Origin of the sequence: Phaeospirillum tilakii (genome assembly GCF_042683125.1) — a bacterium.
GTDB lineage: Bacteria > Pseudomonadota > Alphaproteobacteria > Rhodospirillales > Magnetospirillaceae > Phaeospirillum > Phaeospirillum tilakii.
This window is the reverse complement of sequence record NZ_JBHUIY010000118.1, coordinates 1-593: the sequence shown is the minus strand read 5'-3', so window position 1 is coordinate 593 and position 593 is coordinate 1. Positions and strand designations below refer to the sequence as shown.

General features: G+C 73.9%; 2 pseudogenes. One reads left to right on the top strand and one right to left on the bottom strand.

From position 1 onward, the window contains the following. Nucleotides 1-57: 57 nt before the first annotated feature. A pseudogene (locus ACFSNB_RS18780) lies at nucleotides 58-132 on the top strand (hypothetical protein); the annotation flags it as partial. Nucleotides 133-366: 234 nt separating this feature from the next. On the opposite strand, the pseudogene ACFSNB_RS18775 reads toward ACFSNB_RS18780, so the two are convergent. Further along, a pseudogene (locus ACFSNB_RS18775) lies at nucleotides 367-591 on the bottom strand (toprim domain-containing protein); the annotation flags it as partial. Nucleotides 592-593: the final 2 nt, after the last annotated feature.

Sequence of the window (593 nt, the reverse complement as noted above, 5' to 3'; positions counted from 1 at the left end):
GCGGCGCCCATCCACCGCGCGATCGAGGCCGGCGACGCCGAGACCGGGGTCACCATCATGCAGATGGACGCCGGGCTCGACACCGGGGCCATGTGCCTGGTGGCACGCGAGCCCATCGGCCCGGCCGACAGCACCGCCACGCTGCACGACCGCCTGGCCGCGCTGGGCGGGCGGCTCATCGTCGAGGCGCTGGAGCTCGCGGCCTGTGGTGGCCTGACGCAGACGCCCCTTCAGCCCCGCCTTGCGTTCGGGCGTGTCCAGCGGTTCGGCCTCCACCTCGCGGCGGAACAGCACCTCGGCGAAGGGCCGGGTCGTCGCCATCGCCTGACGCAGGGCGGGCGCCCCGCGATCGCGCAGGATGTCGTCCGGATCCTGCCCGCCCTCCAGCAGGGCGAAGCGGAACGATTTGCCCGGCTTCAACAGCGGCAGCGCCCGCTCGATCGAACGATAGGCGGCGCGCAGGCCCGCCGCATCTCCGTCGAAGCTCAGCACCGGCTCGGACGAGACGCGCCACAGACGCTCCATCTGCTCCTCGGTCAGGGCCGTGCCCATCGGCGCGACCGCAGGCAGCCCCGCCCGCTGGCAGGCGATGA